Source organism: Agromyces sp. Y182, assembly GCF_059445385.1.
Genome location: NZ_JCAIUF010000001.1, coordinates 1 through 24,667 on the forward strand (window position 1 = coordinate 1; position 24,667 = coordinate 24,667).

Consider the following 24,667-nt stretch of genomic DNA (forward strand, 5'->3'; position numbering starts at 1 on the left):
TGCATGTGTTAAGCACGCCGCCAGCGTTCGTCCTGAGCCAGGATCAAACTCTCCAAAAAAACTGGTTCCAACACCCGAAGGCATTGAGAGTTTCAATCACTGACAGAGAAACAACTGACTACTTAGAATCAAATTGTCCATCAATCAAAGGAATCCCACCCGGCCAAAAAGACCGGGACAGGGTTCAAAAATTGGCATTGAACATAGTGCACGCTGTTGAGTTCTCAAGGAACGGACGCACCCGGCGTTCGAACCTGAGCGGATCGAACTACCGGAGCTTGTCGTTCTCATTCGGGCATCCTGTAAAGGACGGAACCGAACGCTTCAAACGCACTGAAGACATTGTCTTCAAGGTTTGGGATCTTCGTGCCACTTGAGGAGGATGAGCAGTTCTGCTCTTCCGCTCCTGTGGGGCAACGAGTGATTACATTACGTGGATTCCGGGGGGCGTGCAACTTCTGGCCGCATCCCGGGCGTGTCGTGTGTTGAGCCCCGGAAACAGAAGGGCTCCGGGCTCTCACCGAAGTGAGCGACCGGAGCCCTGGACGTCGTCATGAACGACTACTCGACGAAGATTCCGGCGAGCGTCTTCTTGCCACGGCGGAGGACCGCCATGCCGCCGGTGGCGACGCGACCATCGAGCGTTGCCGCCTCGTCGTCGATGCGCACATTGTCGAGCGACACTCCCCCCTGTGCGATCGCGCGCCGGCCCTCACTCTGGCTCGAGACCAGGCCGGTGTCGACGAGGAGCTGCACGATCGGGGCATCCGCTGCACTCGTGGTGTTCGGCAGCTCGCGCAAGGCGGCCTCGAGTGTCGCGAGATCGAGAGTGGCGAGGTCGCCTTGACCGAACAAGGCACGCGAGGCAGCGATGACGGCCGCCGTGGCATCCGTACCGTGCACCAGTGTGGTCACCTCGGTGGCGAGCACCCGCTGCGCCTCTCGCCTGAACGGCTCGGTTTCAACGAGCTGCTCGAGCTCATCGATGCGCTCCCGGCTGAGGAACGTGAAGATCTTCAGCCGTGAGATGACATCGGCATCGTCGGTATTGAGCCAGAACTGGTAGAACGCGTACGGGCTGCACATCGCGGCATCCAGCCAGATCGCATTGCCCTCGCTCTTGCCGAACTTCGTGCCGTCGCTATTGGTGACGAGCGGCGTGCCGATCGCATGCGCGCTCGCGCCCTCGACCCGATGAATGAGATCGGTGCCACTCGTGAGGTTGCCCCACTGGTCGCTGCCGCCCGTCTGCAGCACACAGCCGTGCTGGCGGTAGAGCTCGAGGTAGTCGAACCCCTGCAGGATCTGGTAACTGAACTCGGTGTAGCTGATGCCGGCATCGGAGTTGAGCCGCGAGGCGACGGCGTCTTTCTTCAACATCGTTCCGACTCGGTAGTGCTTGCCGATGTCACGGAGGAAGTCGATCGCGGAGAGACCGCCGGTCCAGTCGAGGTTGTTCACGAGCCGAACGGGGTTCTCGCCCTCGGCGGAGAGGAACCTCGAAACCTGGCCCTGCAGGTACCCGACCCACTCGGCGACGGTCTCCTTCGTGTTCAGCGTGCGCTCGGCCGAGGGCCTCGGGTCGCCGATCAGGCCCGTCGAACCGCCGACGAGGCCGAGCGGCTTGTGGCCGGCCAACTGGAGACGTCGCATCACGAGGAGCTGCACGAGGTTGCCCAGGTGCAGACTCGGCGCAGTGGGATCGAACCCGCAGTAATAGGTGATCGGCTCGCCCGCGAGGAGGTCTTTCAGCGCAGCCTGATCGGTCGAGACGTGCACGAGGCCACGCCAGACGAGCTCCTCCCAGACGTCTGCGAAGGAGGCGTCGTTCTGCTGGGTACTGAGGATCACGGGGTCTGACACTCCGTCAGGTTATCAGCGGGCCCATTAGGTTCGACCTCTAACCGACATTCGATTAAGGTTTCATGCTTACTTAGCCCGCGATGAAGGAGTCAAGGTGAAGGCAGTCCGCCCCGTCTCACGCTGGAACAGTGTCGTGCGATGATTAATGCTGTATGCTTATCCACACCACGATGAAGGATTCAAGGTGAAGGAGATGCCATGATCGTCGTCACCGCCGACCAAGTCGCCAGTCGTACGAACGCCGATCTGGCGGGTGTGGAGCGCGACCGAATCCAGCGCGATCATGGAGATCGGCTCCGACTCCCCGTCGCGCGCAACGCGGGAGACGAGATACAGCTGCTCACGAGTGACGCGCGGACCGTGGTCGACGTCGTCTTCGAACTCACCCGCGACGCCGCATGGAGCGTCGGCGTGGGCTGCGGCGCCGTGCGCGAGCCGCTGCCCGCCGATATCCGGGAAGCGAGCGGCGAGGCGTTCTTCGCCGCGAGGGACGCGGTCGAGCGGGCCAAGAAGAGCTCGCCTCGGCTCGCGATCGAGGCTGCCCACGACGATGCCGCGCACGTCGAGGCGATCTTCAAGCTCGCACTCATCCTGCGTGAACGGCGCTCGGACCAGGGTTGGGAGGTCTACGACCGCATCGTCGCCGGCGCTCTCCAATCCGACATCGCCGACGAGCTCGGGGTGAGCGCGCCGGCGATCAGCTCACGCGTGAAGTCGGCGAATATTCGAGCCGAGCTCGATGCAGTGCCGGCGCTCGCTAGGCTGCTTGAGAATCTGGATGCCGCGACGGGAGCCCGCACATGAATCACCTCGTCGTCATCGCCGACGCCATCACCTGGTCCGCCCTGCTGATCGCCATGGTCGCGGCCACCGCGCTGTCGGTGCTGGCATACCTTCGACCGCGGCGTGCCTACATCTGGTTCGCCGCAGGCACGCTCACGGTCGCGCTGCTCGCCGCGGCCTCTGCAACCGGCCCGGCTCAGTTCGGGCTCGCGCCGCTGATCACCGTGCTCGGACTCACCATCGCGGTCTTCGGCGGCAGCCCGGCCGCTGCCACGGCGCTCGACCTCGCCATGGGCGGCACCGTCGCACCCGGCCTGCACGGCGGCATCATCGTCGCTGACAAGCGATCAGCCGACGAAGAGCACCGCGGCGTGCAGTCCAGCAGCCGACGCGAGGTGCTGCGCGGAGGACTCACCATCGGTGTGCTCGAGCGCGTCGCCTCGGCGGGAGCGATCATCGCAGGCTTCCCCGAAGCGCTTGCCATCGTCGTCGCGGTCAAAGGCGTCGGCCGTTTCACCGAGCTCGAGGCACCCGAGGCGCGCGAGCGATTCATCATCGGCACCTTCGCGAGCCTCATCTGGGCATGCGCGGCGGCCTTCGTCGTGCACCTCGCCGTGCGCTGACGAGCGTCACGAGGTGCGGATGCCGCAACTCGGTCGTTCGGCCACGCGAGCGCGTACCTGCTTCCGGCGACGAGTGACCGTCTCCCCGTCGAACGTCACTCCGCGGCGAGCTTGTGACGCCGATACGGCGAGACACCCTCGTCGCCAGGCAGCCAGAATCGCCACGGATACTCCGATCCGCCGCCCGCACCGCCGACTCCCGTGCGCGGGCCGCTCGCGTGATGGAGCGGAACACTCGGCACTTGCAGTGTGAACGGCGCCGCGAGCAGGTCGCTGCCGCCGGCGTCGAGCGGCACTCCCAGTGCCTTCGAGAGCCGGCCAGGACCCCTTGCGAGGTCGCGATCGCTCACGCCTGGGCGACGGCGTCTGGCGATCTCGAGCCCTTCGACCACCGTCGCGCCGCGCATGAGCACACCCGATGAGCTGCCCACTGGTCGAGCCACGACGTTCAGACAGACGTGCATGCCGTAACTGAAATACGCGTAGAGGTGTGCGGGCGCACCGAACATCACCTCATTGCGCGGCGTTCGGCCCCGGAACGCGTGCGAGCCCGGGTCTTCGCCGACACCCCGGTATGCCTCGAGTTCCGAGAGCCGGATCGCGACCCGACCGTCGGGCGCATCGTACGCCAGCACCGCGCCGAGGAGGAGCGGCGCGAGTGCCACGGGATCCTGTTGGAAGAACTCCCGCGCCTGTGCGACGAGCTCGCTCAGTTCCGCGCCTCCGGAAGACCCGCCACGAGATGGCGCACGCGGTCGGCGAGCCGCGCGAACTGCTCGGCGACGCGCACAGGGGCGGTGCCGCCGATGCCGTCACGACTCGCGACCGAGCCCTCGACGGTGAGCACCTCCCGCACATCGGGAGTCAGGTGCGGCGAGATCGCCGCAAGGGCGTCGTCGTCGACGGCGTCGAGCTCGAGGGAGTGCTCCTCTGCGTAGCGTACGAGCGCACCGGTGATCTCGTGCGCATCGCGGAACGGCACCCGCCGCTTCACGAGCCACTCCGCGACATCCGTGGCCAGTGAGAAGCCGGCCGGCGCCTGCTCTGCCATGCGCTCAACATGGAAGATGAGCGTCGCGACCATGCCGGTGAATGCCGGCAGCAGCACCTCGAGCGTCTCGACCGAGTCGAAGACGGGCTCCTTGTCTTCCTGCAGGTCGCGATTGTAGGCGAGCGGCAGCGCCTTCAGTGTCGCGAGGAGGCCGGTGAGGTTGCCGATGAGGCGGCCAGACTTGCCGCGTGCGAGCTCGGCGATATCGGGGTTCTTCTTCTGCGGCATGATCGACGAGCCCGTCGAATAGCCGTCGTCGAGGGTGACGAAGCCGAACTCGCGCGTGTTCCAGAGGATGATCTCTTCGGCGAAGCGCGAGAGGTCGATGCCGATCATCGCCGTGATGAAGGCGAACTCGGCGACGACGTCGCGGCTCGAGGTGCCGTCGATCGAGTTCTCAGCAGGGGCGGCGAGTCCCAGGTCACGGGCGACGGATGCCGCGTCGAGACCGAGTGTCGAACCGGCGAGCGCTCCCCCGCCGTACGGCGAGACATCCGCTCGCTTCGTCCAGTCGACGAGTCGATCGAGATCGCGTGAGAGCGCCCAGGCGTGCGCGAGCAGGTGGTGCGCGAGCAGCACCGGTTGCGCATGCTGCAAGTGCGTACGCCCCGGCATGATCGCGGTGCGGTGCGTGTCGGCCTGGGCCGCCAACGCGTCGATCAGGTGCACGAGGTCGCGTCCGATCGTCGCTGCGTGGTCTTTCAGGTAGAGGCGCACGAGCGTGGCGATCTGGTCGTTGCGGCTGCGCCCGGCGCGGAGCTTGCCGCCGAGTTCGGGGCCGACGATGTCGATCAGCGCGGTCTCGAGCGCCCCGTGCACGTCTTCATCGGCGTCGCCGGCGATGATCTCACCCGAGACGACCCGGGCCTCGAGCGTGTCGAGCCCGCCGAGCATCGCGTCGAGCTCATCGGGCGAGAGGTAGCCTGCAGCGGCGAGCGCCCGGGCGTGCGCTCGAGAGCCGGCGATGTCGTAGCCGGCAAGCTGCCAATCGAAATGCGTCGACTTCGAGAGGCGTGCCAGTTCGGGCGACGGCCCGGTGGCGAATCGTGCGCCCCAGAGCGAACCCTCGTTCGTGCCGTGCGCGTCGTCGTTCGCGCCCTGTGCGCCGTTGGCGTCGGCCATCATGCACCCTTCCTGGCGAGCAGCCAGACGAGCAGCGCCTTCTGCGCATGCAGCCGGTTCTCCGCCTCGTCCCAGATGATCGATTGCGGGCCGTCGATGACGTCGGCGGTCACTTCGTACCCCCGGTCGGCAGGCAGGCAGTGCAGGAAGACGGCGTCGGATGCCGCGATCGACATGAGTTCGGTATCGACCTGGTACCCGCCGAACGTCGCGACGCGATGCGCCTTCTCCTCCTCTTTGCCCATCGACACCCAGGTGTCGGTGACGACGACGTCGGCGCCGGTCACGGACTCCCGCGCGTCGGTGAGCACCGCGACCGATCCACCGGTGGTCGCGGCGATGCGTTCGGCATCTGCAACGACGGATGCCTGGGGGGCGAACTCCGCGGGTGCGGCGACACGCACGTGCATGCCGGCCGTCGCACCCGCGAGCAGGTAGGACTGCGCCATGTTGCTGCGACCATCGCCGAGGAACGTGACGGTGAGTCCGGCGAGCCGGCCCTTGTGCTCACGGATCGTGAGCAGGTCGGCAAGCAGCTGACACGGGTGGAAGTCGTCGGACAGGGCGTTGACGACCGGAACGGTGGTGCCGGCCGCCATCTCTTCGAGGCCCGCCTGCGCATAGGTGCGCCAGACGATAGCCGAGACCAAGCGCTCGAGCACGCGCGCGGTGTCTGACGGGGTCTCCTTGCCGCCGAGCTGGCTGTTGGCGGTGGAGATGATGAGCGGCGAGCCGCCGAGATCGGCGATGCCGACCGCGAACGAGACGCGGGTGCGCGTCGACGACTTGTCGAAGATCACCGCGACGGTCTGCGGGCCGGCGAGCGGGGTCTGCGACCAGCGGTCGGCTTTCAACTGCTCGGCGAGGTCGAGGATCTCGGTCTGCTCGGCGTGAGTGAGGTCGTCGTCGCGGAGGAAGTGGCGGGTCATGGTGAGGTGTCGTCCGTTTCGTGAGTGGTGTCGGTGAGGTCAGTGCGCATGAGCTTCGCCGAGGGCGCTGGTGAGGGCGCGCGTGAATCGCACCTCGAACTCGGCGATCTCGGCGTCGCCGATGATGAGCGGCGGCGCGATGCGGATGGTGTGGTCATTGGCGGCGTTCACGATGAGGCCTTCGCGCATCGCGTCGGCGACCACGTGCCCGGCGAGCGGTTCGGTGAGGGCGACGCCGATGAGCAGACCGAGCCCGCGCGTGCCGCCGACGAGCGGCGAACCGATCGCCTCGATGCGCTCGCGCAGTTGGGTGCCGCGCACGGCGGCGTTCTCGACGAGGCCGGCACGCTCGATTTCGCCGAGCACGGCGTTGGACACCGCGGTTGCGAGAGGGTTGCCGCCGAACGTCGACCCGTGCTGGCCCTTCTGGTAGAGCGAGGATGCGTGGCCGAAGGTCACGAGCCCGCCGATCGGCATGCCGCCGCCGATGCCCTTCGCAACGGTGATCGCGTCGGGCGTGATGCCGGCGTGCTGGAAGCCGAACCATTCGCCCGTGCGCCCGGCGCCCGTCTGGATCTCGTCGACGATGAGCAGCGCTCCGTGTCGATGCGTCAGCTCGCGCGCAGCCTGCAGGAAGCCCTCGGGCAGCTCGACGACCCCGGCCTCGCCCTGGATGGGCTCGACGAACACGGCGGCCACCGCATCGTCGACGGATGCTTCGAGCGCCTCGATCGTCGCCGGGATGTGTTCCACTCCCCCGACCATCGGTTCGAACGGCGCGCGCATGTGCGGCTTGCCGGTGAGTGCGAGTGAGCCCATCGTGCGGCCGTGGAAGGCGTCGACGAGGGCCAGGATGCGCGTCCGCGCTCCGCCTGAATTGTTGAGCCTCGCGAGCTTGAACGCCGCCTCGTTGGCCTCGGCGCCCGAGTTGCCGAACCAGGCGCGCCCCTCGGGCTCTGCGCCCGCCAGCCGCACGAGCCGTTCGGCGAGTTCGAGGGCCGGCTCGGTCGTGAAGTAGTTCGACACGTGGGCGAGCTTCGATGCCTGTGCGGTCACCGCCTCGACGAACACGGGATGCGCGTGCCCGAGCGAGTTCACGGCGATGCCGGCGAGGAAGTCGAGGTACGTCGTGCCCGCGGCATCCGTCACCCAAGCGCCCGTGCCGTGCTCGAGCTTCGCGAGGGGCATGCCGATCGAGCCCATCATGCGCTGGTCGAAGCGCTGCTGCCAGTCGCTCATGCCGCGACCACCTCGGTGCCGATGCCCGACTGCGTGAAGACCTCGAGCAGGATCGAGTGCGGCACCCGGCCGTCGATGATGGCCGCCTTCGGCACACCGCCCTCGACGGCTTCGAGGCACGCGGACATCTTCGGGATCATTCCCGACTCGAGGCTCGGCAGCAGGTCGATGAGCGCGGGCACGTCGATCACCGAGACGAGCGAATCGCGATTCGGCCAGTCGCGGTAGAGGCCGGCGACGTCGGTGAGGATGACGAGCTTCGCGGCGCCGAGCGCGACGGCCAATGCGGCGGCGGCGGAGTCGGCGTTCACGTTGAGTGACTGGCCGGTGACGTCACCGTCGGGTGCGATCGAAGAGACCACCGGAATGCGTTCGGCAGCGAGTTCGGCGAGCACCGCGGCCGGGTCGACCGCGATGACGTCGCCGACGAGACCGAGATCGACTTCTTCGCCGTCGACGAGCGCTCCGCGTCGGCGGCCCGTGAAGAGCCCCGCGTCTTCACCCGACAGCCCCGAGGCGAGTGGGCCGTGCTCGTTGATGAGCGAGACGAGCTCGCGGTTCACCTGGCCGGAGAGCACCATGCGCACGACGTCCATCGTCTCGGGCGTCGTGACCCGGTAGCCGCCGCGGAACTCGCTCGGGATGCCCAGGCGCTCGAGCATCGCCGAGATCTGCGGCCCGCCACCGTGCACGACGACGGGCTTGATGCCCGCGTAGCGCAGGTAGACCATGTCTTCGGCGAACGCGCGCTGCAGCTCGGGACTCACCATGGCGTTGCCGCCGAACTTCACCACGATCGTTTCGCCATGGAACCGCTTGAGCCAGGGCAGTGAGTCGATGAGCACCTGCGCTTTCGCCGCAGCGTCGTTCTCGTCTGGTTCTGTGTCGTCGCTCATGCTCAACTCGCGTAGGCGCTGTTCTCGTGCACGTAGTCGTGCGTGAGATCGTTCGTGAAAATGGTGGCGGATGCCTCGCCGGCGTGCAGTTCGATGAGCACGTGCGTGGCCCGCGGCGTGAGGTCGACCTGGTCGCGCGGCGCGTCGGGGCGACCCGCATGGCAGACCCGGACCCCGTTCATCGAGACGTCGACGAGGTACGGGTCGAACGGCGCGCTCGTAGTGCCGATCGCGGCGAGCACCCGCCCCCAGTTCGGATCGTTGCCGAAGATCGCGGCCTTGAAGAGGTTGTTGCGGGCCACCGAACGACCGACCTCGACGGCGTCGTCTTCGGTCTCGGCACCGACGACCTCGATCGCGATGTCATGGCTCGCGCCCTCGGCGTCGGCCAGAAGCTGCAGAGCCAGGTCGCTGCACGCTGCAGTGAGCGCCGCGGTGAAGTCGGCGAGGTCGGGCGCGACGCCGGATGCCCCGGAGGCGAGCAATGACACCTGGTCGTTCGTCGACATGCATCCGTCGGAGTCGAGCCGGTCGAAGGTCACGCGAGTCGCGGCGCGGAGCGCGGAATCGAGATCTGACGCCGGCAGCGAGGCATCCGTCGTGACGACCACCAGCATCGTTGCGAGGCCAGGCGCGAGCATGCCGGCGCCCTTCGCGATGCCGCCGATCGACCAACCGTCGCCCTCGACGACGACCTGCTTCGGCGTCGTGTCGGTCGTCATGATGGCGCGCGCTGCGTCGTCGCCGCCATCGGAGGAGAGCCGGGCGATCGCCGAGACGACGCCTTCTTCGAGAACCTCGCCGTCGAGCTGGTCGCCGATGAGCCCGGTCGAACAGACGAGCACGTCGCCCGCGGCGACCCCGAGCCCGGAGGCCGCGGCTTCAGCCGTGCGATGCGTGACCTGGAACCCCTCGGGGCCGGTGAAGCAGTTCGCGCCGCCCGAGTTCAGCACGATCGCCGAGACGATGCCGTCGGCCGCGACCTGCTTCGACCAGATGATCGGGTTGGCCTGTGCGCGGTTCGAAGTGAACACGACGGCCGCCTGCTGGGCAGGTCCCCGGTTCACGACGAGCGCGAGGTCGAGTGCCCCGGTGCGCTTGATGCCCGCGGCGACACCTGCCGCCTCGAATCCCTGCGGGTGGGTGACCGTCACGGGGCGACTCCGTTCACGGGAAGGCCGGTCGACTCGGTGAGCCCGAGCGCGATGTTGGCTGACTGGATGGCGGCACCTGCGGTGCCCTTGACGAGGTTGTCGACGGCGGCGACCACCACGACGCGGCCCGCGTTCTCGTCGATCTGCAGGCCGAGCAGGGCCGTGTTCGCGCCCAGCACGTCGCCGGTGCGCGGGAACTGGCCCGCCGGCAGAAGCTGCACGAACCGTTCGCCCGCATAGGCGTCTTCCCACGCTGCACGCACCGTCGCGGCATCCGTACCCGGCACGATCTTCGCCGTGGAGGTCGCGAGGATGCCCCGCGCCATCGGAACGATGACCGGGGTGAACGAGATCGTGGGATGCGCCCCACCCGCCCAGCGCAGCGCCTGCTGGATCTCGGGGATGTGTCGGTGCACCCCGCCGACCGAGTACGGGTTCGCCGAGCCGAGGATCTCGGAGCCGAGCAGGTGCGCCTTCAAGCTCTTGCCTGCTCCCGAGGGGCCGACCGCGAGCACCGACACCAGGTCGGCCGCCTCGATGACCCCCGCGCGGATGCCGGGCGCGAGCGACAACGCCACCGTGGAGGCGTTGCAGCCCGGCGCGGCGATGCGCTTCGTCTTCGCAAGGCGATCGCGCTGCGTGCCCGATAGGCGGGGCAGCTCGGGCACGCCGTAGGTCCAGGCGCCATGGAAGTCGCCGCCGTAGAAGGCCGCCCAGTCGGCCTTGCTCTCGAGCCGGTGATCGGCGCCGCAGTCGATGACGAGCGTCTCGGCCGACAGCTCGGCGGCGATCGTACCGGATGCCCCGTGCGGAAGCGCGAGGAACACGATGTCGTGACCGGCGAGCGTCTCGGCGGTCGTTTCTTTCAACGTGAGATGCGTGTAGCTGCGTAAGTGCGGCTGCACCGCGATGAGCGGCTGGCCGGCGTTGGAGTGCGCGGTCACGGTGCGCACATCGAAGTCGGGATGATCGGCGAGGAGGCGAAGGATCTCGCCTCCGGCATAGCCGGACGCGCCGGAAACGGCGACGGAGAACGTCATGATTCCACCTTAAAGGTCGAAGCGGTCGAGGGATGGCTCTGGCGACACCTGCTGACGGCCTCGTTGCCGCGTGCGGGGTCGCCTAGAGTCGGCGCTCGCCACGACGTCGGCTGCGCACCACGACGACACGCGTGACGCGTGCGGAGGCGGCGAACCGAGCGGTGGACATGCAGCGACCCTACCGGGCGGCGCGTGGGCCGCGCAAACCGAGGGCGCGGCCCTGCTCGTGCGCGTGGCGGGCGAGCAGGGCCGCTTGCACTCGCGAGTCGAGCCCGAGCTTGCCGAGCACTCGCGACACGTGCGTCTTCGCGGTCGCCTCGGTGATCACAAGGCGATCGGCGATCTCGACGTTCGACAGACCCAGGGCGAGCGCGTCGAACACCTCCCGTTCTCGGGCCGTGAGCTTGTCGAGCCGAGCGGATGCCTCGGGGAACGGACTCCCGAGCGACTCTGCCTCGACCCTCCGCAAGCGGTCGAGCACCATGCCCGTGACCTCGGGAGCAAGGACCGAGTCGCCGGCGGCGATGCGCCGGACGGCCGCGATGAGTTCGTCGGCGGTGGCGGTCTTCACGAGGAATCCGGCTGCCCCCGCGGCGAGCGCGGCGGTCACGATGTCGTCGAGCCCGAACGTCGTGAGCACGAGCACGCGGGCATCGTGGTGTGCGACGATCTGCCTCGTTGCAGCGACACCGTCGAGCACGGGCATCTGCACGTCCATGAGCACGACGTCGAAGCTCGACTGTTCGAGTCGATGCATCGCCTCACGCCCGTTGCCCGCCTCCCCGTCGACCACGATGTCATCGGCCGCCGCGAGAAGGGCACCCAGCCCCGCGCGCACCGCTGCGTGGTCGTCGACGATGAGCACCCGGATCATCGGGCAGCTCCGGTCTGCGCGTTCTCGTCGGCCGGCTCGCCTCGACCGAGCGGGAGTTCGGCGCGGAGCCTCCACCGTCCGTCCGCGAGCCCCGCCTCAGCGTGCCCGCCGAGAAGCCGGGCGCGCTCGACGATGCCGATCAGGCCGTGGCCCCCCGCGATCGGTGGCAGCGCGTCGGAGTCCGAGCCGGCGGGGTTCGAGAGCTCGATGCGCAGCAGATCGGACTCGACGACGACGTGTACTTCGACGGCCCGGCCGGGAGCGTGCTTTGCGGCGTTCACGAGTCCCTCGGCGACGATGCGATACCCCGCGACCGAAACGGCTGTCCGCAACTGGGCGATGGCCACGGCGTCCGACTCCACCTCGATCGTCGCGCCCGACGACCGTGCACGCGCGACGAGGTCGCCGAGCTCGGCGAGCGTCGCTGGAGCTGCGAAGGAGTCTCCGTCGCTCCGGAGCACATCGATCATCGACCGCAACTCGGCGAGCGCCTCGAGGCTCGATGCCCGGATCGCCTCGAGGCCGCTCGCCGTCGCCGAACGCTCGCGCCGCGCGGTCGCGAGTGCCGCCTCGCTCTGCATGGCGATGGCGACGACGTGGCCGGCGAGGAGGTCGTGCAGCTCGAGCCCGATTCCCATGCGCTCGGCGGCGAGCGCGCCGCGGCGCTCTGATTCCGCGGCGCGTTCGACGGCCGCAGCCCGCTCGCGTTCGGACGCGGCCTCGAGCCGGGGAACGCGCACCGCGCGCCCCCACCACAAAACAAGCCCGAGGGCCATCGGCACCCAGAGGACTCTCGCGAACTCCTCGGGGGGTCCGCCCGGCAACGCGAGCGCGAGCAGTGCGAGCACAGCCGCCCCGTTCGCCGCGTACATCATCACGTCGACCCCGCGTGACGAGGAGGTGAGGGCGACGACGTAGATCAGGTCGACCACGATGATCAGGGCACCGATCGGGCTGGCGCCGGTGATGACCCCGAACGCGAACAGCACCGTGGTGGAGATGAGCGCGACCGCAAGTGGAGCCCGGAACCGAACGAGGTGCAGCGCGGCGATCATGAGAACGAGGACGACATCGAGCACCACGTCGAGCGCGGGCGAGAGCTCGGCGGGCGCCTCGGCCCAGGAGACGCGCAGACCGGCCGGCAGCAGCACGACGGCGAGCGCGAGGTAGACGACCGTCATGGCGAGCGTCGAGTGGCGCGCGAGAAGCGGGCGGAGGCGTTGGGAAGCCATACCTCCATGCAAGCAGTTTGAAAAGGCCCCCGCGACCCCACTCCTGCTGAGCCAAACGGGCCGACCGTCATTCGAAGTGTGTACACGTCGACCTCGATGACACCGATTTCGGTCGACGCGCGCCTTCGGATCACGGACAAGGCTCGAAGTATGGATCATCTTCTCGACGACGGCCGACTCAGCCCGATCATCTTCGCGATCCTCGGAGTGGAGGTCGTCTTCTGGCTCCTCCTCTTCGGCGGACTCGCGACTCGCTACCTTCTGCGCCGTGAGCTGGCGAGCCGCGTGATCCTCCTTTGCGTCCCGCTCGCCGATATCCTGCTCATCGCACTCACCGCGGTCGACCTCGCCGGCGGGGGTGAACCCGGCGTCGCCCACGCGCTCGCGGCGATCTACCTCGGATTCACCGTCGGGTTCGGTCACTCGATCATCGCGGCGACCGACCGATGGTTCGCCTTCCGATTCGCCGGTGGCCCGCCACCTGAGACGCCGGAGAAGAGTGGACCCGTGTATATCCGGCGCATGTGGCGGGAATGGCTGCGAGTGCTCGTCGCGTGGGCGATCGCGCTCCCGTGCCTGCTCCTCATGGCCGTTCTCGCGGGAGCGGGGGTTCCGACGAGTTTCGAGGACATCTGGTCTGACCAACTCTGGGCGATGGCCGCACGACTCACCGTCATCGCGGGGCTCTGGCTCGCGTTCGGTCCCGTCTACGCGATGCTGTTCCGATGGAAGCGGCACGAACCGCACACCGTCGCGCACGAAGCCGAGAACGAATCGCCCGAAGCGGTGACGGGCACTCGCCGGCCATGATCAGCATCCGCCCGCCCGATGTCAGCACGAGATCTCGCGGCCTAGGCTCGACACGACGGTGCCGCGACCACCGCGGCCGTCGAGGAGGAAACCATGGCTCTACGCGTGCTGTTCATCGGCGGCAACGGCGTCATCAGCTCGGCGGCGAGTGCTCGCGTCATCGATCGAGGCGACGAGCTCACGCTTCTCAACCGAGGCAGGAGCCGACAGCGTGCGCCGATCCCCGGGGCACGTCAGCTCATCGGAGACGCCGGGGACGCGGCATCCATCGCGACCGCGATCGGTGACGAGGAGTTCGACGTCGTCGCGAACTTCCGTTCGTTCTCGCCGGCTCAGCTCGCACACGACATCGAGCTCTTCGACGGGCGGTGCGCGCAGTACGTCTACATCTCGTCGGCCTCGGCGTACCAGAAGCCCGTCGCCCGCCTGCCGATCACCGAGTCCACCCCGCTGCGCAACCCGTTCTGGCAGTACTCCCGCGACAAGATCGCGAGCGAAGACCTGCTCGTCGCTGCCTACCGCGAGCGAGGGTTCCCGGCGACGATCATCCGGCCCTCGCACACGTACGATCGCACGAGCATTCCGCTCCTCGGCGGCTGGACCGCGATCGATCGGATGCGCCGAGCCGCCCCGGTCGTCGTGCACGGCGACGGCACGAGCCTCTGGACCCTCACCCACACGGAGGACTTCGCCGTCGCGTTCACCGGGCTGCTCGGCAACGACCGCGCGGTCGGTGAGGCATTCCAGATCACCTCGGACGAGGTGCTCACCTGGAACCAGATCTTCGCGCTGCTCGCACGAGCTGCCGGCGCACGCGCCGAGTTCAACCCGGTGCATGTCGCAAGCGAGGTGCTGGCACGAGAACTGCCCGAGCACGGCCCGGGTCTTCTGGGCGACAAGTCGCACTCGGTCGTATTCGACAACGCGAAGGTGAAGGCGCTCGTGCCCGAGTACCGCGCGACCGTGCCCTTCTGGCGCGGAGCTCAGGAGATCGTCGACTGGTACGACGCGGATGCCTCGCGGCGCGTCGTCGACCAGCAGCTGGATGCCGCATTCGACCGCATCGCAGCGCGCTACGGCGCCTGATCGATGATCGCCGCAGCGCGCTGCGCCAGTGCGCCGGTGCGTACTGTGATTCAGCGAGTTCGCGCGACCCGAAGGCGGCGTCGGATTCGCGCTCGCGCGATCACTCGCGGATGGTGGCCCCGAACCGCTCACGCGCGAGCGCTGCACCGGCGAGCTTCGCTTCGCTCGCCTCGGCAGCGGTCAACGTGCGGTCGCCGGCACGGAACCTGAGCGCGAACGTCAGGCTCTTCGAGCCCGGCGGCACGCCCTGGCCGCGATAGTCGTCGACGAGCGAAAGTTGCTCGAGCAACTCCCCCGCGCCTTCTCGAACTGCCTCGGCGACCTCGGCGGCGGCCGCGTCGACGGGAGCGATGAGCGAGAGATCCTGCGTCGCCGCCGGAAGCGTACCGATCGCGTGCGCCTCCACAGTCGGCTCCGTCAATGCGATGACGGCGTCGAGGTCGAGTTCGACGACGGCCACGACACGGGGAAGATCCGCTTCATCGGCGAGAGCAGGCAGCAGTTCGCCTGCGAAGCCGACGGTCGTGCCGTTCACGCGGAGCTCGGCGGTGCGACCCGGGTGCAGCGCCCGATGCCGACCCTGCACGAACTCGATGCGAGCGCCCGTCGCAAGCTCGACCGCGCGAACGAGGTCGAGCGCGTCGGCGATACCGGCTGGCACGGCTGGCTGGCCAGGCTGCTTCGACACGACGTCGCCGATGATGAGCGCACCCAGGTGGCGGGGCTGCGGCGGGATGCCGGCGTCGAGCACCGCCAGCACGTCGTCACTCGGCCTGGCGTCGCCGACCGGAAGTTCGGGCGAGCCGTAAACACGGCCCGGCTCGGGCAGGAACACCGTGCCGATCTCGAACAGGTCGAGGTCGGTCAGTCCACGCGAGAGGTTTCGACGGGCGGCGCCGATCAGGCCGGGCAGCAGAGAACGGCGAAGGAACGGCGCGGTCTGGTCGAGTGCATTCGCGATGCGAACGGATGGCACGGGCGAGCCGTCGGCGCTGCCGAACACGGCATTCTCTTCAGCCGAGACGAACGGGAACGAGAGCACCTCGGTCGAGCCGGCCGCGGCGAGCGCGTCTGCCGTGCGACGGCGGAGCCGCTGCGAACGGGTGAGGCCACGACCGGGCGGCGCGACGGGCAGCACCGACGGGATACGGTCGTACCCGATGAGGCGGGCGACCTCTTCGGCGAGTTCTTCACGGCCGGTGAGGTCGGGTCGCCACGCGGGAGGCACGACCGAGAGTCCGCCATCGACGGAGGTGATGCCGCCACCGATCTCGGCGAGCGCGTCGTGCACCTCGTCGTCGGAGTACTCGACGCCGATGATCGCCGAGACGAATCCATGGGGCAGGAAGATCGGCGTTCGCGGCGGGGTGGTCTGGATCAGGGACCCGCCGTCATCGGCGGTGCCGCCGGCGAGATCGGCCATGAGCTGGGCGACCCTCGACACTGCGGCAGCCGCGATCTCGGGGTCCACGCCGCGCTCGTAGCGTTTGGCCGCTTCACTCGGCAACTTGTGACGGCGTGCGGTGCGGGCGATCGACACGGGGTCCCAGTTCGCCGCCTCGACGAGCACATTGCGCGTCGAATCACCCATCTCCGTCTCGGCACCGCCCATGACGCCGCCGAGCCCGATCGGCCCGCGGTCGTCGGTGACGACGAGGTCTTCGACGTCGAGCGTGCGCTCCTTGCCGTCGAGCGTCGTGAACTTCTCCCCCGCCGTAGCACGACGCACGACAAGGCCGCCGCGGAGTTGGTCGAGGTCGTAGCCGTGGATCGGCTGGCCGAGTTCGAGCATGACGTAGTTGGTGATGTCGACGAGCACCGAGATCGAGCGGATGCCGGCGAGCTTCAGCCGTGCGATCATCCATGCCGGCGTCGGGCGGCTCGGGTCGACACCGCGCACGATGCGCGTGGCGAAGACCGAGGAGCCGAGCCTGCCGCGGATCGGTGCAGCGTCGTCGATCACGACGGAGAACGCGTCGTCCGAGACATCCGTCGCCGTGACCTGCTCGACGGGGTCGCGGAACCGCGCGCCCGTCGCGTGGGCGTACTCGCGCGCGACGCCGCGGATCGAGAACGCGTAGCCGCGGTCGGGAGTGACGTTGATCTCGATGGCGGCGTCGTCGAGGCCGAGCAACGCAATCGCGTCGGTACCGACTGGCGCATCGATGCCGAGCGTCGACAAGCGCAGGATGCCGTCGTGGTCTTCGCCGAGCCCGAGCTCGCGCGCCGAGGCGATCATGCCGTCGGAGACATGTCCGTAGGTCTTGCGCGCCGCGATCGGGAACGGACCGGGCAGTACGGCACCCGGAAGCGTCACCAAGACCTTGTCGCCGACGAAGAAGTTGCGGGCACCGCAGACGATGCCGTGTACGGCGTCGCCGCCGTCGGCCGCGGGCTCGCCCTCAGGGGCGACGCGCACCTGGCACCAGCGGATGGTCTTGCCGTTCGTCTGCGGTTCCTCGACGAACTCGAGCACTTCGCCGACGACGATCGGACCCTCGAGGTCGAACGTGTGCACGTCCTCCTCTTCGAGGCCGACCTTCACGAGGGCGGCATGCACGTCTTCGGGCGTCGTGCCCGGTACGAGTTCGACGTACTCGGCGAGCCAACTGAGCGGCACCCTCATTTCAGACCACCATTCCGAACTGCTGGGAGAAACGGATGTCTCCCTCGACCATTTCACGCATGTCCTGCACATCGTTGCGAAGCATGAGCCCGCGCTCGATGCCCATGCCGAACGCGAACCCGGTGTACACCTCGGGGTCGATGCCGGCGGCTTTCAGCACGTTGGGGTGCATCATGCCGCAGCCGCCCCACTCGATCCAGCGCGGCCCGTCTTTGAAGGTCGGGTGCCAGAAGTCGAGCTCGGCGGAGGGCTCGGTGAACGGGAAGTAGCTCGGGCGCAGGCGGATCTTCGCCTCGTCGCCGAAGATCGACTTCACGAAGTGGTCGAGGGTGCCCTTGAGGTGCGCCATTGTGAGGCCCTTGTCGACGGCGACGCCCTCGAACTGCATGAAGACCGGCAGGTGGGTCGCGTCGAACTCATCGGTGCGGTAGACGCGACCCGGGGCGAGCACGTAGAGCGGCAGCTCGCGATCGAGCATCGATCGGATCTGCACCGGGCTCGTGTGCGTGCGCAGCACGAGGTGCGCCTCGGGCGGGTCGACGAAGAACGTGTCCTGCATCGCGCGCGCCGGGTGATCGGCGTCGAAGTTCAGCGCGTCGAAGTTGAACCACTCGCTCTCGACCTCGGGGCCTTCGGCGATCTCCCAGCCCATGCCGGTGAACACGTCGCAGACGCGGTCTTGCAGCAGGGTCAGCGGATGCCGCGCGCCCGGCCGGTATCGTGACGCGAGCGCCGTGACATCCACCGTCTCAGCCTCGAGTTGCGCGACAGCTTCGGCCTCGAGGATCTCGGCCTCACGTGCAGCGAACGCCTGAGTCACCCGGCCGCGGGCGCCGCCGACGAGCTTGCCCAGCGCGGCCTTCTGATCGTTCGGCACGTTGCGCAGCTGCGCGTTGAGCAGTGCGAGGGCGGACTTCTCCCCGGTGTGCTCGGTGCGGACCTGCTTCAGCGCGGCGGAGTCGCCGGCCGATGCGATCGCCGCGAGGGCTGCATCGACCGCCGTCTGGACGGCGTTCTCGGTGATTTCACGGGGCTCGGACACGAGAAACGAGTCTAGTCGTCCTCGGTCGCTAGCTCAGTTGCTCGGATGGACGCGAACCGGTTCAGAAATTGCCAGGCGTGTACGACTGCTTCGCCGCGGCCGTCGCCTGCGCGACGAGCATCGCCTGGTTCGGGTCATCGGGGTTCAGCCGCTTGCCGCTCGACTTCGACGCCGTACGCCGCGACAGCCAGCGTGCGAACCACGAGAGTGAGAGGTTCATGATCAGGTAGAGCACGAGCGTCACGACGAAGAGCGAGAACAGGTAGCGGTTGCCGTAGAAGCTGCCGAGGTTGTTCATGTTGACCCGCAGCAGCTCGCTGTAGCCGACGATGAATCCGAGCGAGGTGTCTTTCAGGAGCACGACGAGCTGGGCGACGATGATCGGCAGCATCTGTCGGAACGCCTGCGGGAATTCCACGAGCATCTTCGACTGCAGCGGCCGCATGCCGAGGCTGAGCCCGGCTTCGCGCTGTCCGCGCGGAAGTGCGACCAGGCCCGCGCGCAGAGCTTCACCGATGATCGCGCCGTTGTAGAGGCTGAGCGCCGCTACCACTGCCCAGAACGAACCGGTGTTCAGTACGAGCAGGATGAACAGCATCATGAGCAGCACCGGCATGCCGCGCAGGAACTCGAGCACGACCGTGGTCGGAACGCGGATCCACGCGTGCTCCGAGCTGCGCAGCAGCGAGAACAAGACACCGATCGTGACCGCGAAGACCGCCGCCGTAAGTGCGGCGCGCAAGGTGCCGGCCACACCCTCGAAGATGATGAACTGCCACACCTCCGGGTCGGCGAAGATGTTCCAGCGACTCGCGTCGAAAAAGCCTGGAAGCGTGATGCCCCCGCTGTCGCGCGGCTGGGCGAGCGTCCATACGATCCAGCCGATTCCGGCGAGGATCAGAATGCCGGCGATGATCGAGGAGATCAACGAGAGACGGCGCGCCTTGGGCCCCGGAGCGTCGAAGAGAACCGATGAGTTGCTCATCGCTGCACCACCCACTTGCGTTCGAGTCGGCCGGCCAGGATGCCCAACGGGATCGTCACCACGAGGTAGAGCGTCGCGGCGGCCAGAAGGATCGCGATCACCGCATTTCCGTTCGCGTTCGCGATCTCACGGGTCGCGGCGAAGAGTTCGAAGACGAAGAATCCGCCCGCGACCGAGGTGTTCTTCGTGAGCGCGATGAAGACGTTGATGAGCGGCGGGATCGTCATGCGGAACGCCTGCGGCATGATCACGAGGCTGACCGTCTGGCCGAACCCGAGCCCCACGCTGCGTGCGGCCTCGGCTTGGCCGAGCGGCACGCCGTTGATGCCCGAGCGGAGCGCCTCGGCCACGAACGGCGAGGTGTAGACCGAGAGTCCGATCATCGCGGCAGTGACGTAGTCGAGACGCGAGCCGAGGTACGGCAGGATGATCGCGCAGAAGAAGAGCACGAGCGTGAGCGGCGTGTTGCGCACGAGCTCGGTGTAGACGGTCGCGAAGCCGCGCAGCGACCCGACCGGCGAGATGCGCATCGCCGCGATGATCGTGCCGAGGATGAGCGCCGAGATACCGCTTACCACGAGGAGCAACAGGGTCGTCCTGAAGCCCTCGAAGTAGGTCGGCAGGTTCTCGATGACGGCGTCCACGAGTCTCCGTTCCGGTCAGTAGGGATGGGACGCGTCCCGGGCGATGCTCGCCCGGGACGCGTGTCGAATCAGTAGCGGTCGACTGCCGGCGGCTCGACGAACGGCAGCACGGTTCCGGCGGTGGAGTTCCACGCCTCCTCGTAGCGGCCGTCTTCGTAGGCCTCCTCGAGGACGTCGTTGATCCAGTCGCGGAACTCGGTGTCGTCGAGTGCGAGGCCGATGCCGTAAGGCTCTTCGGTGAAGGGTTTGCCGACGACCTTGAACTCGCCCTCGTTCTGGGCGGCGAGACCCGCGAGGATCACGTTGTCGGTCGACACTGCGACGACCTGGCCGCTGCGGAGCGGCTCGAGGCAGTTGCTGTAGGTGTCGGTCTCGATGACCTCGGCGCCGAGCTCCTTCAGGTTCGCTGCCGGCGTCGAGCCGGTGACGGAGCAGACGGGCTGGCCGACGAGGTCTTCTTCGCTCTCGATGTCGTCGTTGTCGGCGAGCACGAGGATCGACTGACCTGCCATGTAGTACGGGCCCGCGAAGGAGACGACCTCTTTGCGCTTGTCGTTGATCGTGTACGTCGCCACGACGATGTCGACCTGACCGTTCTCGATGAACGGCTCACGGTTCGCGGAGACCGTCTCGACCCATTCGATGTTCTCTTCATCGATGCCGAGTTCGCTCGCGATGATCTTGCCGATCTCGACGTCGAAGCCCTCGGGATCGCCTGACGGCCCCTTGAGTCCGAAGAGCGGCTGGTCGAACTTGGTGCCGATGGTGATCTTGCCCGCCTCGGAGAGTTCCGCCATCGTCGTGCCGGCCTCGAACGTGGGCGCAGGCTCTGCCGACGGCTCTTCAGCCGTGTCGCCTCCGTTGCCGGCGCAGCCGGCGAGCGCGAGTGCCGACACCGCTGCTGCCGCGACGAGTGCCATTCTCATGCGTTTCATGTCTCTGCCTCTTCTCTGTGTTTGGTTCCTCGCCGCTCGTGGCAGCGCGGGTCTCTAGTGCTCGAGGATCTTCGAGAGGAAGTCCTTCGCGCGGTCGGACTTCGGGTGGTCGAAGAACTCGGCCGGCGTCGCCTCTTCGACGATCTTGCCGTCGGCCATGAAGAGCACACGGTCGGCAGCCTTGCGAGCGAAGCCCATCTCGTGCGTGACGACGATCATGGTCATGCCGTCTTTGGCGAGACCGACCATGACGTCGAGCACCTCATTGATCATCTCGGGATCGAGTGCGCTCGTCGGCTCGTCGAGGAGGATCAGCTTGGGGTTCATCGCAAGCGACCGAGCGATCGCAACGCGCTGCTGCTGACCGCCCGAGAGCTGAGCCGGCATCTTCTTCGCCTGGTTCGCCACGCCGACGCGCTCGAGCAGCTCCATCGCCTTCGCTTCGGCGTCTTTGCGCGACATCCGCTTCACCTTGATCGGCGCGAGCGTGACGTTCTCGAGCACCGTCTTGTGGGCGAACAGGTTGAACGACTGGAAGACCATGCCGACATCGGCACGCAGCTTCGCGAGAGCCGCGCCTTCGTCGGGCAGTTGCTCGCCGTCGATCGAGATCGTGCCGGAGTCGATGGTCTCGAGCCGGTTGATCGCCCGGCACAGCGTGGACTTGCCCGACCCGCTGGGCCCGATGACCACGACCACCTCACCGCGGTTCACGACGGTGTTGATGTCGTTCAGCACGTGCAGATCACCGAAGTGCTTCTCGACGTGGTCGACGACGACGAGGGGTTCACCGCGACGCACCGAGATGTTGGAGGTCGGCGGGGCGGGCTGGGTTGGCTCCATACTCCCAAAACTAGGGCTCGCGATGGCTCAGCACCAAGCCGGGGCGCGGTGGTTACCTAACCGTGATGCGCACTTCGCTGCGCGAAGGCGCTCTCGTACAGGCAGACGGATGCCGCGGTGGCGAGGTTCATCGACTCGGCGTGCCCGTAGATCGGCACGGTCACGACCCGGTCGGCGAGTTCGAGCTGCTCATCGAGGAGGCCGCGCGCCTCGTTGCCGAACAACCACGCGGTCGGCTTGGCCAGCACGCCGTCATTGCGAGTGGAGAGCAGGTCGTCGCCCTTCACATCGGCGGCGAGCACCGTCAGACCCGCAGCACGCGCACGCGCGAGCACATCTTCGAGCTCTGCACCGACGGCGACGGGCAGGTGGAAGATCGAACCCGTCGAGGAGCGAACGACCTTCGGGTTGTACAGGTCGACCGTGCGACCGGTGAAGATCACGGCGTCGGCGCCTGCCGCATCGGCGGCACGCACGATGGTGCCTGCGTTGCCCGGATCGCGCACCTCTTCGAGAATCGCGACGAGTTTCGGGCCAGCCGCGAAGACGTCTTTCACCGCGGTCGGGAACTGGCGGCACACGGCGACGAAGCCCTGCGGCGTCACCGTGTCGGCCATCGAATCGAGCACCTCTTCGGTGACGAACTCGACCTCGACGCCGGCCGTTGCGGCAGCCTCGCCGATCTCGGCATGCCGGTCGAGTGCGCTCGGCGTCGCGAAGAGCTCGACGACGAGTTGCGGCCGGAACGTCAGCGCCTCTGCGACCGCCTGCGGTCCCTCGAGCAGGAACAGGCCGCTCTCGGCACGTGCGGCCTTCTTGGCGAGTTTCGCGACGGCGCGGACGCGCGGCGACCTGGGATTTTCGAGCATGTCACCAGTCTATTCCCGGGCCACGATGGAGACAGGACGGCCCGGCACGCTCTGCTTCTCACGCAGTGGTGCCGGGCCGAACGAATGCGAAAGGTCGCTGCTTACGCCGCGGTCTTCGGCGCCGACGTGTCGGCGGGGAGGGCCTTCTTGGCCGACTCGACGAGCGCCGCGAACGTCGCGGGCTCGTTGACCGCGAGGTCGGCGAGGATACGACGGTCGACCTCGATGCCTGCAAGGCCGAGGCCCTGGATCAGGCGGTTGTAGGTGAGGCCGTTCGCACGCGACGCGGCGTTGATGCGCTGGATCCAGAGGCGACGGAAGTCGCCCTTCTTCTGGCGGCGGTCGCGGTACGCGTAGACGAGGGAGTGGGTGACTTGCTCCTTGGCCTTGCGGTACAGACGCGAACGCTGGCCGCGGTAACCCTCGGCGCGCTCGAGGATGACCCGGCGCTTCTTGTGGGCGTTGACCGCCCGCTTCACTCTTGCCATGACTCTGTTTCTTCCTTACGGGTCTCGCGGCTCAGCGGCCGAGAAGCTTCTTGATGACCTTGGCGTCGGGGGCCGACACGACCTTGTCCTGGTTCAGGCGGGCCTTGCGCTTCGAGGACTTGACCTCGAGGTTGTGGCGCATCCCGGCCTGCTGCTTCTTGATCTTGCCGCTGCCGGTGATCTTGAAGCGCTTCTTGGACCCGGAATGGGTCTTCTGCTTCGGCATCTCGTCTTTCTCCTTGGTTCTGCCGCCACGCGAGTGGCGGACGGGGGTGTGTCTGGCCTAGCCCTCGGCGGACTCGGCCGTCTGCGACGGGGCGTTGTCGGGGGCATCCGCCGCCGGTCGCGCCTTCGCCGCAGCACGCTGTGCATTCGCCTCGGCCTTGGCCTCGGACTTGTTCTTGAGAGGCCCGATGACCATGACCATGTTGCGGCCGTCGATCGTGGGGTTGTGCTCGACCGTGCCGTACTCGGCGACGTCTTCGGCGAAGCGCTGCAGGAGGCGGACACCCATCTCGGGGCGCGACTGCTCGCGACCGCGGAAGAGGATCATCGCCTTGACCTTGTCGCCGGCCTTCAGGAAGCCGACGGCACGCTTCATCTTCGTCTCGTAGTCGTGCTTGTCAATCTTGAGACGGAAGCGAACCTCTTTGAGGATCGTGTTCGCCTGGTTGCGCCGGGCCTCTTTCGCCTTCTGCGCAGCCTCGTACTTGAACTTGCCGTAGTCCATGATCTTCGCGACCGGCGGCTTCGAGTTCGGAGCGACCTCGACGAGATCGAGATCGGCCTCCTGCGCGAGCCGCAGGGCCACCTCGATCTTCACGACGCCGACCTGCTCTCCGGCAGGCCCTACGAGTCGGACCTCGGGGACGCGGATACGGTCGTTTGTACGGGGATCGCTGATGCGTGTTCTCCTCTACTCAAGCTGATTCGCTCGGTCGGGAGGCATCTGCCGCCCGACGACGAAAGGAGAAATCCACGTAATCGCGCACGGAATCCCACCGTGCATTCATACGGCACCCTGTCTACTCCCCCGTACTGCGCTGGTTGGCGCGGTGACGTGGAAGCGGAGTGCAATCGACCCGGTAACCTTGATGAAGCGGTATGCGCGGGTGGGAGAATCTCCACTTTCGTACCGGGGTGAAGCCCCGGAGCCCGAAGCAGTCTAACAGAGGAAGTCCGTGAACAGTAGTTCAGACGAGACCACCGTCGAGGGCGCCACCCGCGACATCGCCGAGGTCGCCGCAGTCGAGATCATCACAACCGCCGCCGTGCACCTCATGAGCGCCGCCGCCGTGAAGGTCGGACTCGCCGAAGACCCCGAAGAGCAGATCGACCTCGACGAGGCGCGCAAGCTCATCAACGCGCTCGCGGGTCTCATCACCGCCGGGGCGCCCGAGATCAGCGACATGCACGCACGGAGCCTTCGCGACGGACTGCGGTCGCTGCAACTCGCGTTCCGCGAGGCGTCGGTCATTCCCGACCCGATCGGGCAGGGTCCCGGCGAGAAGTGGACCGGCCCGGTCAGCTGAG

Annotated in this window: 25 protein-coding genes and 1 rRNA gene; 5 read left to right on the forward strand and 21 right to left on the reverse strand. The window is 67.5% G+C overall.

Features of this window, described 5'->3' with window-relative positions; genetic code table 11:
- Together AC1C2R_RS00005 and tyrS are read right to left on the reverse strand one after the other, a co-directional pair.
- Positions 1 to 59: ribosomal RNA gene (locus tag AC1C2R_RS00005) — 16S ribosomal RNA — on the reverse strand; the annotation flags it as partial.
- A gap of 502 nt (positions 60 to 561) precedes the next feature.
- On the reverse strand, positions 562 to 1,863 hold the full coding sequence (tyrS, locus tag AC1C2R_RS00010; RefSeq protein WP_495350492.1) for a tyrosine--tRNA ligase: 1,302 nt from the start codon (positions 1,861 to 1,863) through the stop codon (positions 562 to 564).
- 198 nt (positions 1,864 to 2,061) lie between these two features.
- Here tyrS and AC1C2R_RS00015 point away from each other — a divergent pair, with 198 nt between their 5' ends.
- Both AC1C2R_RS00015 and AC1C2R_RS00020 read left to right on the forward strand, forming a co-directional pair.
- Positions 2,062 to 2,667, forward strand: coding sequence for a DNA-binding protein (locus AC1C2R_RS00015; RefSeq protein WP_495350493.1), 606 nt, complete (start codon positions 2,062 to 2,064; stop codon positions 2,665 to 2,667).
- Positions 2,664 to 3,269 (forward strand): hypothetical protein, encoded by a 606-nt coding sequence (locus AC1C2R_RS00020; RefSeq protein ID WP_495350494.1) that lies wholly within the window; start codon positions 2,664 to 2,666, stop codon positions 3,267 to 3,269. Before AC1C2R_RS00015 ends, AC1C2R_RS00020 begins: the two co-directional genes overlap by 4 nt.
- Before the next feature lie 95 nt (positions 3,270 to 3,364).
- Here AC1C2R_RS00020 and AC1C2R_RS00025 read toward each other — a convergent pair whose 3' ends face one another.
- From AC1C2R_RS00025 to AC1C2R_RS00065, 9 genes are all read right to left on the reverse strand, one after another.
- The gene (locus tag AC1C2R_RS00025; RefSeq protein ID WP_495380354.1) at positions 3,365 to 3,982 is read right to left on the reverse strand and encodes a DNA-3-methyladenine glycosylase; all 618 of its coding nucleotides are present in this window, start codon (positions 3,980 to 3,982) and stop codon (positions 3,365 to 3,367) included.
- Positions 3,979 to 5,442, reverse strand: a complete 1,464-nt coding sequence (argH, locus tag AC1C2R_RS00030; RefSeq protein WP_495378532.1) for an argininosuccinate lyase — start codon at positions 5,440 to 5,442, stop codon at positions 3,979 to 3,981. The genes AC1C2R_RS00025 and argH overlap by 4 nt, the downstream gene beginning before the upstream one ends.
- Positions 5,442 to 6,371, reverse strand: a complete 930-nt coding sequence (argF, locus tag AC1C2R_RS00035) for an ornithine carbamoyltransferase (RefSeq protein WP_495350496.1) — start codon at positions 6,369 to 6,371, stop codon at positions 5,442 to 5,444. Before argF ends, argH begins: the two co-directional genes overlap by 1 nt.
- 39 nt (positions 6,372 to 6,410) lie before the next feature.
- Positions 6,411 to 7,610, reverse strand: a complete 1,200-nt coding sequence (locus AC1C2R_RS00040) for an acetylornithine transaminase (protein ID WP_495350497.1) — start codon at positions 7,608 to 7,610, stop codon at positions 6,411 to 6,413.
- Positions 7,607 to 8,506, reverse strand: coding sequence for an acetylglutamate kinase (gene argB, locus AC1C2R_RS00045; protein ID WP_495378533.1), 900 nt, complete (start codon positions 8,504 to 8,506; stop codon positions 7,607 to 7,609). Before argB ends, AC1C2R_RS00040 begins: the two co-directional genes overlap by 4 nt.
- Positions 8,507 to 8,508: 2 nt before the next feature.
- The gene (gene argJ / locus AC1C2R_RS00050) at positions 8,509 to 9,660 is read right to left on the reverse strand and encodes a bifunctional glutamate N-acetyltransferase/amino-acid acetyltransferase ArgJ (RefSeq protein WP_495378534.1); all 1,152 of its coding nucleotides are present in this window, start codon (positions 9,658 to 9,660) and stop codon (positions 8,509 to 8,511) included.
- The gene (gene argC / locus AC1C2R_RS00055) at positions 9,657 to 10,700 is read right to left on the reverse strand and encodes an N-acetyl-gamma-glutamyl-phosphate reductase (protein WP_495378535.1); all 1,044 of its coding nucleotides are present in this window, start codon (positions 10,698 to 10,700) and stop codon (positions 9,657 to 9,659) included. Before argC ends, argJ begins: the two co-directional genes overlap by 4 nt.
- 178 nt (positions 10,701 to 10,878) lie before the next feature.
- Positions 10,879 to 11,574 carry a response regulator gene (locus AC1C2R_RS00060; protein WP_495350501.1) on the reverse strand — a complete coding sequence of 232 codons (696 nt, stop codon included), beginning with the start codon at positions 11,572 to 11,574 and terminating at the stop codon, positions 10,879 to 10,881.
- Positions 11,571 to 12,806, reverse strand: a complete 1,236-nt coding sequence (locus AC1C2R_RS00065) for a sensor histidine kinase (protein WP_495378536.1) — start codon at positions 12,804 to 12,806, stop codon at positions 11,571 to 11,573. The genes AC1C2R_RS00060 and AC1C2R_RS00065 overlap by 4 nt, the downstream gene beginning before the upstream one ends.
- 150 nt (positions 12,807 to 12,956) lie before the next feature.
- Here AC1C2R_RS00065 and AC1C2R_RS00070 point away from each other — a divergent pair, with 150 nt between their 5' ends.
- Positions 12,957 to 13,616 carry a hypothetical protein gene (locus tag AC1C2R_RS00070; protein ID WP_495378537.1) on the forward strand — a complete coding sequence of 220 codons (660 nt, stop codon included), beginning with the start codon at positions 12,957 to 12,959 and terminating at the stop codon, positions 13,614 to 13,616.
- Positions 13,617 to 13,709: 93 nt separating this feature from the next.
- Positions 13,710 to 14,702 (forward strand): NAD-dependent epimerase/dehydratase family protein, encoded by a 993-nt coding sequence (locus AC1C2R_RS00075; RefSeq protein WP_495378538.1) that lies wholly within the window; start codon positions 13,710 to 13,712, stop codon positions 14,700 to 14,702.
- Positions 14,703 to 14,802: 100 nt separating this feature from the next.
- Here the strand turns inward: AC1C2R_RS00075 and pheT are convergent, their stop codons facing one another.
- The 10 genes from pheT to infC form a co-directional block, all read right to left on the reverse strand.
- Entirely contained in the window at positions 14,803 to 17,328 is a 2,526-nt protein-coding gene (gene pheT / locus AC1C2R_RS00080) for a phenylalanine--tRNA ligase subunit beta (protein ID WP_495378539.1), read from the reverse strand.
- A 1-nt stretch (position 17,329) separates the two neighbouring features.
- Complete coding sequence (pheS, locus tag AC1C2R_RS00085; protein ID WP_495378540.1) at positions 17,330 to 18,370, reverse strand: phenylalanine--tRNA ligase subunit alpha; 1,041 nt, start codon at positions 18,368 to 18,370, stop codon at positions 17,330 to 17,332.
- Between the two features lie 61 nt (positions 18,371 to 18,431).
- Positions 18,432 to 19,355, reverse strand: coding sequence for an amino acid ABC transporter permease (locus tag AC1C2R_RS00090; RefSeq protein WP_495362721.1), 924 nt, complete (start codon positions 19,353 to 19,355; stop codon positions 18,432 to 18,434).
- Positions 19,352 to 19,999 carry an amino acid ABC transporter permease gene (locus AC1C2R_RS00095; RefSeq protein WP_495378541.1) on the reverse strand — a complete coding sequence of 216 codons (648 nt, stop codon included), beginning with the start codon at positions 19,997 to 19,999 and terminating at the stop codon, positions 19,352 to 19,354. The genes AC1C2R_RS00090 and AC1C2R_RS00095 overlap by 4 nt, the downstream gene beginning before the upstream one ends.
- 68 nt (positions 20,000 to 20,067) lie before the next feature.
- Positions 20,068 to 20,934 carry a glutamate ABC transporter substrate-binding protein gene (locus AC1C2R_RS00100; protein WP_495378542.1) on the reverse strand — a complete coding sequence of 289 codons (867 nt, stop codon included), beginning with the start codon at positions 20,932 to 20,934 and terminating at the stop codon, positions 20,068 to 20,070.
- 54 nt (positions 20,935 to 20,988) lie between these two features.
- The gene (locus tag AC1C2R_RS00105; RefSeq protein ID WP_495350510.1) at positions 20,989 to 21,777 is read right to left on the reverse strand and encodes an amino acid ABC transporter ATP-binding protein; all 789 of its coding nucleotides are present in this window, start codon (positions 21,775 to 21,777) and stop codon (positions 20,989 to 20,991) included.
- 56 nt (positions 21,778 to 21,833) lie between these two features.
- A complete protein-coding gene (locus AC1C2R_RS00110; protein WP_495350511.1) occupies positions 21,834 to 22,646 on the reverse strand; it encodes a TrmH family RNA methyltransferase in 813 nt (270 codons plus the stop codon).
- A 101-nt stretch (positions 22,647 to 22,747) separates the two neighbouring features.
- Positions 22,748 to 23,134, reverse strand: coding sequence for a 50S ribosomal protein L20 (gene rplT / locus AC1C2R_RS00115; protein WP_056657885.1), 387 nt, complete (start codon positions 23,132 to 23,134; stop codon positions 22,748 to 22,750).
- A 31-nt stretch (positions 23,135 to 23,165) separates the two neighbouring features.
- Positions 23,166 to 23,360, reverse strand: coding sequence for a 50S ribosomal protein L35 (rpmI, locus tag AC1C2R_RS00120; RefSeq protein WP_495350512.1), 195 nt, complete (start codon positions 23,358 to 23,360; stop codon positions 23,166 to 23,168).
- A gap of 57 nt (positions 23,361 to 23,417) precedes the next feature.
- Positions 23,418 to 24,038, reverse strand: coding sequence for a translation initiation factor IF-3 (gene infC, locus AC1C2R_RS00125; RefSeq protein ID WP_495380355.1), 621 nt, complete (start codon positions 24,036 to 24,038; stop codon positions 23,418 to 23,420).
- 277 nt (positions 24,039 to 24,315) lie between these two features.
- Between infC and AC1C2R_RS00130 the strand changes: the two genes are divergently transcribed.
- Entirely contained in the window at positions 24,316 to 24,666 is a 351-nt protein-coding gene (locus AC1C2R_RS00130) for a DUF1844 domain-containing protein (protein ID WP_495350513.1), read from the forward strand.
- The last annotated feature ends 1 nt before the right edge of the window (position 24,667 follow it).